This window comes from Frankia tisae (assembly GCF_025403405.1).
GTDB lineage: Bacteria > Actinomycetota > Actinomycetes > Frankiales > Frankiaceae > Frankia > Frankia tisai.
The window spans coordinates 1-1,902 of record NZ_JANEZT010000641.1 but is presented as its reverse complement, the minus strand read 5'-3'; the positions used below and the strand labels follow the sequence as shown (position 1 = coordinate 1,902).

The window sequence follows — 1,902 nt, the reverse complement described above, 5'->3', positions numbered from 1 at the left end:
GGGGAACCCACCGTGCTCGGGTGGGGGTGGGTCGGCGCCAGGCTCTCGACCGCGCGCAGCTGCCTGCCGAGCTTGCGCCGCTCGTCCGGGCTGGTGGCCACCCGCACCGCCGGGAACTCCTCGAACTCCTCGCGCTCGGCGTGAGCGGACACCGCCTGTTCGAGTGCCGCGATCTGCCGCTCGAAGTCCGGGCTGGTGACGTCCAGCTTCTCGAGTCCGGACAGGACCTTCGCCGCCTGCTCCTCCTCGTGGTTGCGGGCCTTCACGACGTCGGGGCCGGCCGACCGGCGCGACACCGGCCGCAGGACCATCTCCTCGCCCGTCTCGTGCACGGCGAGTAGCTTCCGCAGCTCGTCGAACGCCTTCCTGCGGTGCTCGCCACGCCGCTCACGAACCTCCGTGAACAGGTCGCGGATCCGCGCGTGCTGCGCGAGCAGAATTCCCACGATGTCGTCCTCGGGAAGCTTCGCCGCCTGCGTGCGCTCCCGCTCCGCCAGCTTGCTCGCCATGCCAGGCCTCCGTCTCGCTCCGGGATGAGCCGACCGTCGTCGTCCGAGATGGACCAGGGCCGACGGGTCAGCGCTACCCGATCCCGCGGGCACAACACGCCCCCGCCCGGCACGGGTGACGGCGGCGATGCGACGACCACCCCTTGCGCAGCTCCTGTAATTGTGACGTACTTGTCAGAAAGTCGGGATTGCTGCCCGGAGTGGACCGGCCGTCGTCCCCGAGGAGGATCACATGCTGCCCGCCAACGCCCAGATCGTCTCAGTAGACGATCACGTGATCGAGCACCCACGCGTCTGGCTCGATCGCATGCCCGCGAAGTACCAGGACGCCTGCCCGCGCATCGAGCGCGCCGAGGACGGCAACGACTGGTGGATCTACGAGGGCCGCCGCGCCGGAAACTTCGCTCTCAACGCCGTGGCCGGCAAGAGCCCGAAGGACTACGGTCTGGACCCCCGCAGCTATGACGACATGTTACCGGGCTGCTACCGCATCTCCGACCGGCTGCGGGACATGGACGAGGAAGGTATCCACGCGCAGCTCTGCTTCCCGAACTTCGCCGGTTTCGCCGGTAGCGTGCTCGCCGCCTCGCAGGACCTGGCGCTCGCCACCGAGACCGTGCGCGCGTACAACGACTTCATCCTCGACGAGTGGTGCGCCGCCGCGCCCGACCGGCAGATCCCGCTGATGATGGTGCCCTACTGGGACGTCGAGGCCGCCGCCGCCGAGATCCGGCGGACCGCCGCCAAGGGCGCGCGCAGCATCACCTTCCCCGAGCTGCCCGACCGCCTCGGCCTGCCGTCCTGGCACACCACCCACTGGGACCCGGTGCTCACCGCCGCCAGTGAGACCGGCCTGCCGATCTGCCTGCACTTCGGCTCCGGCGGGTCGCCGCAGTGCTCTCCCGAGGCGGCCACGACCAACTTCACCGTCGCGATCTCGCTGTTCGGCCTGAACTCCATGTCGGCGACCTCCGAGCTGCTGCTCTCCCCCGTCTTCCACCGCTTCCCGCAGATCAAGATCGCGCTGTCCGAGGGCGGCATCGGCTGGATGCCGTACATGCTCGAGCGCATCGACTACGTGTGGGAGCGTCACCGCTGGTACAACGACGTGAACACCGAGGTGCGGCCCAGCGAGCTGTTCCGCGACCACATCTACGGGTGCTTCATCGTCGACGAGGCCGGCATCGAGGCGCGCCACCGCATCGGCGTCGACAACATCATGTTCGAGAGCGACTACCCGCACTCCGACAGCAACTGGCCGAACACCCGCAAGCTGCTCGCCGAGGCGCTGATCAACGTCCCCGACGACGAGGCCCTGCGGATGGTCGAGACCAACGCGCGGACGCTCTACAACTTCCCCCGCACCTCCTGACGTCCCCCCGCACCTCCTGAC

2 protein-coding genes are annotated in these 1,902 nt (G+C 69.1%); one reads left to right on the top strand and one right to left on the bottom strand.

Annotated features, from left to right (window positions below):
- The coding region (locus tag NBZ85_RS30775) for a hemerythrin domain-containing protein (RefSeq protein WP_261563386.1) at positions 1 to 509 on the bottom strand (509 nt) is incomplete at its 3' end.
- A 232-nt stretch (positions 510 to 741) separates the two neighbouring features.
- Here NBZ85_RS30775 and NBZ85_RS30770 point away from each other — a divergent pair.
- Positions 742 to 1,881: an amidohydrolase family protein gene (locus tag NBZ85_RS30770; RefSeq protein ID WP_261558035.1), complete on the top strand. Its 1,140-nt coding sequence runs from the start codon at positions 742 to 744 to the stop codon at positions 1,879 to 1,881.
- Positions 1,882 to 1,902 lie beyond the last annotated feature (21 nt).